This window comes from Paenibacillus sp. YN15 (assembly GCF_003285005.1).
Lineage (GTDB): Bacteria > Bacillota > Bacilli > Paenibacillales > NBRC-103111 > Paenibacillus_AR.
The window spans coordinates 20,611-27,931 of sequence record NZ_QMFA01000062.1 but is presented as its reverse complement, the minus strand read 5'-3'; the positions used below and the strand labels follow the sequence as shown (position 1 = coordinate 27,931).

General features: G+C 47.8%; 5 protein-coding genes. 1 reads left to right on the top strand and 4 read right to left on the bottom strand.

Translation table 11 applies throughout. The features are described 5' to 3' along the window. Positions 1–266: 266 nt before the first annotated feature. The gene (locus DQG13_RS28915) at positions 267–2,465 is read right to left on the bottom strand and encodes a glycoside hydrolase family 88/105 protein (RefSeq protein ID WP_181593065.1); all 2,199 of its coding nucleotides are present in this window, start codon (positions 2,463–2,465) and stop codon (positions 267–269) included. Positions 2,466–2,582: 117 nt separating this feature from the next. On the opposite strand from DQG13_RS28915, the gene DQG13_RS28910 reads away from it, so the two are divergent. Further along, positions 2,583–3,401 (top strand): helix-turn-helix transcriptional regulator, encoded by an 819-nt coding sequence (locus DQG13_RS28910; protein WP_113023669.1) that lies wholly within the window; start codon positions 2,583–2,585, stop codon positions 3,399–3,401. Between the two features lie 56 nt (positions 3,402–3,457). On the opposite strand, the gene DQG13_RS28905 is transcribed toward DQG13_RS28910, so the two are convergent. The 3 genes from DQG13_RS28905 to DQG13_RS28895 all read right to left on the bottom strand — a co-directional run bounded on the left by DQG13_RS28905 (position 3,458) and on the right by DQG13_RS28895 (position 6,856). Next, positions 3,458–4,339: a carbohydrate ABC transporter permease gene (locus DQG13_RS28905; RefSeq protein WP_113023668.1), complete on the bottom strand. Its 882-nt coding sequence runs from the start codon at positions 4,337–4,339 to the stop codon at positions 3,458–3,460. 12 nt (positions 4,340–4,351) lie between these two features. After that, positions 4,352–5,293 (bottom strand): ABC transporter permease, encoded by a 942-nt coding sequence (locus DQG13_RS28900; protein ID WP_113023672.1) that lies wholly within the window; start codon positions 5,291–5,293, stop codon positions 4,352–4,354. A gap of 72 nt (positions 5,294–5,365) precedes the next feature. Further along, complete coding sequence (locus DQG13_RS28895; RefSeq protein WP_181593064.1) at positions 5,366–6,856, bottom strand: extracellular solute-binding protein; 1,491 nt, start codon at positions 6,854–6,856, stop codon at positions 5,366–5,368. Between the last annotated feature and the right edge of the window lie 465 nt (positions 6,857–7,321).

Sequence of the window (7,321 nt, the reverse complement as noted above, 5' to 3'; positions counted from 1 at the left end):
CACAAGTCTGCCCCTATACATGAAGGGTTGGTTTGGTGATTTGAGCTGCGAAAGTTGAGTTAATAATATCAAAATGGCATCCGTTTTTTTGGGGAAACATTAGATATAGAGTTATATTCCGCTCTTGCCTTCAAGTTAGCCCAAAGGCTCATCGTGTTGGAATTGTCCTTATTATGTGTTGAGATTGCCTTTATGAAAGGAAAATACCGTCAGAAGCGTCTCCAAAACGCAACTGACGGTATCGATTCAATTAAGGGTAAAATGCCTTACCGCAACTCGCTCTTTTGCTTCAGCCATTCCGATAATTTGCCTGTTTCGATGCCTGCCAGCAAGACAATCCCGATACCATGGGTATCATTGGTCACCGCGTTCAGCTCAATCTTGTAATAGTCCGGTGTGAAGGAATAGCGGGAGCCCCGGCATACCCCGTGCACATTCCCGAACCGGTCGATGCCGTATTTCGTCAGGGCTTCCCAGCCCCTATTAACCGCCGTTACCGCTTTCGACTTCATGTCCTCCCGAATCCAGCCAAGCCGGACTCCTCTGGACAAGCCGTACACAAACATGCTGGTGCAGGAGGTTTCCTCGTAGGAATCCGGATGGGTCAGCACCTGATGCCACAGCCCGCTCTCTCCTTGCAAAGCCATATACCCTTCGGCCAGTTCATTGTAGAATGCCAGCAAATGCTTCCGCTCCGCGTGGGTTTCCGGCATCACCTCCAGCAGCTCCGACAGAGAGAAGAACACCCAGCCGTTGCCCCGGCCCCATGGGACATTGGTAGCCTTGTTATGCTTAAAGTCGAACACATGGGACATGATCTTGAATTCGGGAATAAACAGATATTTCTTAAACTGGATAAATTGCCTTGCCGCATCATCCAGATATTTGGCATCCCCCGTCAGCTTATAATAGCGGACTAAGAAGGGGGTGCTCATATACAGGTCGTCAGCCCACAGTGTATTTTCCTGGAAGCTATTCATGCAGATGCGGTAGAAGGCTCCATCCTCAAGCCGTTCCTGTTTATATTCCATATGATTCGCGATTTGTTCAACCACATAAGGAGTATGGGGGTCCTGCGAGTCGCTATATGCTTCCAGCACAGCGGAGCCGAAGGAGCCGCAGTCATCCAGCATATCCATTTCCACCAGTTGATTGTTGACGGAAGGGTAGCCGTACTGCTCCGCATCCCATTTGGCATATTGATAGATCCGGGTGCACTCCGTAATATGATTCACCGCATAATCGAGGATTCCCCGCTTCTGCAAGAGCCTGCCGGTCTGCAGCAGCCCATAAAGCGTAACCCCCAGGGGGTAGTTCCACTTGGCAAACAGGACATTGTCCAAGTAAGGTCTTACCCATGTATCCGGCCGGTCCACCCGCCAGAAGAATTGGCTGTCTCCCTGTTCAAACAAACGGTACAGGGAACAGATGCTATCGGCGGACTCCTCCAGCGGTTTATCCAAAGGCCCCAGATACAGCCATGGTTCACAGCTTCCCTTTACACCCCTGGGAATCGAAAAAGCAACGCTTTCCCCATCAACGGTAAAATCAAAGCCGTACTCCCATCCATTTTCCGAAGCACACAGCTCCACCAGCACCTCATGTTTCCCCGGGTCCAGCTTGAATTCCGCGATATCCGATGGTTTCAACGCGCCTGCAAACACCATATGGCCGTCAAGCCACATCCTCAGGCTCCCTGTAGAGCTCCCCTTCAGCCTGCACATCGTTGAGCCAACGCCGGAATGGCGAAGCTCCGACCAGAGGTAAGCCACCTTGCGGGGCGTATTGCCAAAAATCCGCGCGCACGGATTCAGCTTCATTTTTTCTGCATCCCAGGAAAGGGCAGGGTACCAGCCCATGCCGGATAGCGTCTCCAGGCCTGTATAATCCGGAAGCTCCGTTTCGCTGAAGCTGTCCGCATCCATAGCGTCCGAATAGATCCAGCCGGCCTGCCCTTTTCTTTCCTGGAAGGGGGACATAAACTCCATGGGATTCCATTTTGTGTGCAGCGTCCCAAAGACCCCGCCAAACCCTGACGCTGTCTTCACAAACTTAATGCAGACAGAATTCCAACCTTTTTGCAACTTGGCATGAATGCCCTTTTTCATATTGGGATTTACTTCTTCATTAATATCGGCTCTATACAGAAATTCCCGGTTCAAATAAACAGCAGCAGGGCCATAGCAGTTCAGTCCAAAGTCCGTCCACCCGTCATGGTTGCTCCAGAGCAGGCCAAAGACATAAGCATATTGGCCCAGTTTGGCTTCCGGCAGCTTCTCCTCCAAATTCATGTTGTATCTTCCATTATTATTCTTCAGAAAGCCTTCACGGGAAAAACTGCGGAATTCAAAAGGAAGGGCGGGATTTCTCCCGATATAAGCATTGGCTACGGTTTCAAGAATCTCATCTGTACGGTCATACAGCTTCGTATAAATGCTTTCCTGTTCATCAAAATAGGGCTTCATCACGGCAGCTCCTTTATGAAGTATTCTACGGTTCATGTTAGCACATATTGAGCGTTTAAGGGATGTATGATATGATTCGATTTGTAATATATCCTGATTATTTAGGGATGTGACGGCTTGAAGACTGCTGAGATTCTAAACGCCATGGTTCCTCATTTTATCCTGGCTATTAAACGGTACGCGACCCCTTCCTGGAAGATTCCCCATACCCTGTTTCCCTATCACAATCTGATGCTGATCATTGATGGCGAAGCCAATCTCCTCTGCAATGATGCGGAGTTTAAAGCCGTAAGCGGAGATATTGTCTATTTTAAACCGGGCGACATGAGAAGGGGCGATACCAATCCAAGCTGTCTGGTGAAATGCTATACGGTTGATTTTCAATATGCCTGCCCCATTATGGAGAACGGCAGCTGGGTTAATCTTGATGTTGCCCTTCCTTTTCCGACCCACAGCCATATTCAGGACCGTTATCTATTCCGCCGGTTGAAGGAATTATTTGAAGAATTCATGCGGCATTGGTCATCGGGGCACGAAAATCGGACGTTCCGATGTCGCGCCGACTTCATGGAAATCATTCTTCTTATTTCTAACTATTTAGAAAACGATACCATAAATTACAGCTCTATTCATAAAGTGGAGAAGGTAATCAACTATATTGCCGCAAACTATACCCGGAAGCTGACGCTGCAGGAGCTGGCCAACAGTATAGATATCAGCCCCTCCCATCTGGGACATATTTTCAAGGAAACAACAGGGGAGACCCCTTTCGAGTTTATTATCAAATACCGGATCGCCCGGGCAAAAGAATTTTTGGAAATGGGCTATTCTGTAACCGATACGGCAAGATTGGTGGGGTTTGGCGACATGTTTTATTTCAGCAAGTATTTTAAGAAAATGGAGGGGATCTCCCCGACGAAATATACCGGCTTGTAACCCCTGGCAGCAGCAAAAACCCCTCCCGCGGAAAATGCGAAAGGGGTTTTTGCCGTTTAGCCTTTGAGCGCCCCAACCATAACACCCTTCACAAAATATTTCTGCAAAAAGGGATATGCCGCCAGGATAGGGAGGGTGGCAACCATAATAGTTGCATATTTGATCGTTTCTCCAATGGCTGCTCTGTCCTGGGCTACGGTGCCGGACATCATTTCATCCGTACTGTTGGATATCAGAATTTCCCGCAAGGCCAGCTGCAGCGGCCATAATTCTCGCTTCCGCAAATAAATCATGGCGCTGAACCAGGAATTCCAGTGGCCTACCCCATAATACAGCACCATAACGGCAATGGTCGGCAGAGCCAGCGGAATAATGATTTTGAACAGAATGATGAAATCATGCGCGCCATCCAAGTAGGCGGATTCTATCAGACTTTCGGGGATTCCTTGAAACGCCGTTCTCATGATAATCAGATTCCAGGTTCCGACGGCTCCGGGAATAATCAAAGCCCACAAGGAATTCATTAAACCAAGATCCTTGACCAACAGGAAACTGGGAATCAGGCCGCCCCCAAAAAACATGGTGAACACGATCATGATGGTAATCGGTTTTCTCCAGAAGAAATCCTTCCTGGAGAGAACAAAGGCTCCCATGGCTGTCATGATAATGTTATAGGCCGTTCCCACTACCACAATAAAGAGCGTATTCTTATAACCGGAATAAATGATGGGGTTTTTTAATACCGCTTTATAAGCATCGAGGCTGAATTCCAAAGGCTTGAGGAGTATGCCGCTATGAGCGGTAAGCTCGTCAGCACTGCTCAAGGAGGCGAAAACAACATACACAAACGGATAGGCCGTGATCAGAGCCAGCGCCGCTAATAAAATCACGTTTATTGTATCAAACAAATAATCCCCAAACGTCTTTTTGACTACCATATCTTCCACTCCTTACCACAGGCTGGTTTCATTCACTTTGCGGCTGGTATAGTTTGCTGCAACGATCAAAATCAGGTTCACGATCGAGTTAAATAGCCCTACGGCTGCACTGAAGCTGTAATTGGCCTCTACCAATCCGCGCCGGTACACATAGGATGAAATGATGTCCGCTGTTTCATAGGTGCTGGGATTATAGAGCAGGATGATTTTTTCATATCCCTCGCTCATCATACGGCCAATGTTCATGATTAACAGAATCACGATGGTGGGGGCAATTCCCGGCAGGGTGATATGGACAAATTGCTTCCATCTTCCGGCTCCGTCGATGGTGACCGCCTCATACAGCTCCGTGTCGATAGCGGTGAGGGCAGCCAGATAGATAATCGAACCCCAGCCTATACCCTGCCAGATGCCTGTGCCTACATAGATGGTGCGGAACCATCCGGCTTCCACCAGGAACATGGTGCGCGATCCGCCAAAAAAGGCAATGATATCATTAATCAGGCCGTTTTTTGCAAAGAAGTCGATAATCATGCCGCAGATTACCACCGTTGAAACGAAGTGGGGCAAATAGGTCACGGTTTGAATCGTCTTTTTAAATGCCTTATTTTTGATTTCATTCAGCAATAACGCCAGAATAATGGGCGCCGGAAAACCAAAGATAAGCTGGTAGAAATTGATCAATAACGTATTCCGGATGACTCTCCATGCGGAGATACTGTTGAAGAAGTCCTGAAAGTGCTGCAGTCCTACCCAGGGGCTGCCCAAGATTCCTTTTACAGGACTGAATTGCTTGAAGCCGATGATAACCCCATACATGGGAACGTAGTGGAACAGGATATACCACGCTACTACAGGCAGGGCCATCAGTATCAGCCATTTATTTTTCTTATAATCCTTTATGATCGTCTTCATCAGGCTTGGCTTTTTGTATATCACATGCTGCGGCTGCATCTTTACCTCCGACACGCTCGGAACCTCCCTGTACAGTGAAATGGGGGAATTTCTTCCCCCATTCCACCCGTTCTATTTATAGATGTCACTGATATTAAACGATTTCGGATTTAAAGCCTGCGGGAATTTCTCAATGAAGCGGTCATAGGCATTCTGCCTAACTTTGTTGATATCTTCAATACCCAGCTTTTTGATTTGCTCCACATATTTATCCCAGGTGGCATCCACATCCTCTTTGCCCATCAGCCACTTCAGGAACATTTCATCCTTATAGGTGTTAATTTCATTTTGCTTGCTGGTGATCTGGGAAATCTCCTCCGGCTTCAAGTTCCCTCTATAGCTCTTGTTTGCTTTTGTGACTTGCTCCGCATATTTGGTCCAGACCTTCAGCGATTCCTGCTGCTGCGGCAAGGCCATGTACTGCTCAAAATATCTCTTGTCCTGTACGAAAGGGCCGTCCTTAAAGGCGCGGGTATAAAACTGTCCCATGGTTGCAATGGGCTGTCCGTTGGGATTATTCGTCACCAGATCCGTATATTTCGGGTAGCCGTTCTCCATCTTATAGCTTACGCCCTCAATACCGAAGTTATAGAGCATGGAGCCTTCCTTCGTGTAGCCATAATTCAGGAATGCCAAGGCCTCCGGAATATTCTTGCATGAGCTGGTGATATTCCAGGCGCCATTGTTAACTACAGGCCCGTCCTTGGGCATAAAGGGATTGAAGTCACCCTTGTTGCGCACAAGGTACGGCGCAGCAACCAAGTCAAATTTGGGGTCCTTGTTCTTCATCAGCGGCAAATATTTCCCGAGGCCCGACCCGGTGTTGCCGAGGGTTGCGCCAGATTGATTGCCGGTAATTTTGGCATCGATGGTTTTGCCGTTATTCGTAGCCAATTCCGGATCGAGGATGCCGTCCTTATACCATTTCACCATAGTTTTGGTATATTCCTTAAACCTCGGGTCGATGGCCCCGTACACCACCTTGCCGTTCTCGATGAAGTGATCCTGGCTAATTCCCCATGCCCCGGTGAAATAGTTGTTCTTAATGTTGCTGACTGATCCCGTCAACGGCGCCGTTGCGCCCTTCTTTTCCTTGAAGGCCTTCAGTACCGTATACATCTCGTCGATGGTTTCCGGCACTTGCAGACCCAGATCGTCCAACCAGTCTTTGCGCAAAAAGCCTCCGAAGAAAGTGTAGATGCTCTGGTCGCCCTTGAGGAAGGGGACGCCGAACTGTCTTCCTTCCTCTGTCTCCACATCCATCAGCAGATCGGGATAGGCTTCATAAATTTTGGCCAGATCCGGCGCATACTTGGGGATTTCATTCTTGAGGTCAACCAGGATGCCATCCTCGAAGGCCTTTTGCCTTCCTCCCGGATAATCCCCGAAGGTGCCCACAATAAAATCGGGTATGTCCCCGGAGGTAAGCATCAGATTAAACTGCTCCTTCGCCGAGCCTTCTGTCGGATGGATATACTCAATCTTCACATTCAGTCTTCTCTCCAACTCTTTATTCAGCTCGGATTCGGCATAATTCTGCATGATAGGAAGAGCTGTGCTCATCAGGGGGTCCCAGACGCGGAATTTTACCGGTTTTTCAAAAGGTACCTTTATTGCGGTATCAGATGCAGCAGAAGGAGCGGGCTCAGCCTCATCTGTACCGCACCCTGATAAAACCGCAGATGATAAAAGCGCTATCATAATAGAACATGCGGTGATTTTGCCAAATGCCTTTTTACTTGTAATCATTTTTTTCCTCCCCGATTTTGTTTGTTTTACTTCGTGATCAATTTCTAGCGTCAGTATAGTTTTTCTAACCGTATAAATCAATCTCGATCCAATGGAATGCGTATTCAAAATCCCCAAAAGACAATATCAAATATGCGAAAAGCGTCATCAAAAGAGAAAAAGTTTGTATCACATCTGCTGCATCTCGGCAATTTCCTGGCAACGCCGGAGCTGATCATAAAATTATGGCATTTCATTTGCAGTGTGGTGTAGTATAATACTGGAAGGGAATGCTCAGAC